Source organism: Bacillus sp. SIMBA_026 (assembly GCF_046535335.1).
GTDB lineage: Bacteria > Bacillota > Bacilli > Bacillales > Bacillaceae > Bacillus > Bacillus velezensis.
Map to the genome: position 1 here is coordinate 1 of NZ_JAWRWX010000410.1, position 244 is coordinate 244.

The following is a 244-nucleotide window of genomic DNA, read 5'->3' on the forward strand; positions in this document are numbered from 1 at the left end:
TCAACAATTCACATCCTGGATGATTCAACGAACCTTTAAAGATTTGAAAATTTGGCAAAAACAAAAAGTAACTGTACGAATATCTATTAATATCACTATTAATGATGTCGTTGACCCTGTCGTACTCAATATATTGGCACACGAACTTCAAGAGACAAAGTTTCTGGCTCAGAACATTAATATTGAAGTCAGTGAGCGTGCTCTAATGTCACTTTCCGATAAAGCCAAACGTTATCTGGAAAGG

At 35.7% G+C, this 244-nt stretch carries 1 protein-coding gene; it reads left to right on the plus strand.

What is annotated here, in order from left to right; genetic code table 11:
• The coding region (locus SB847_RS22000) for an EAL domain-containing protein (RefSeq protein WP_410578861.1) at nt 1-244 on the plus strand (244 nt) is incomplete at both ends.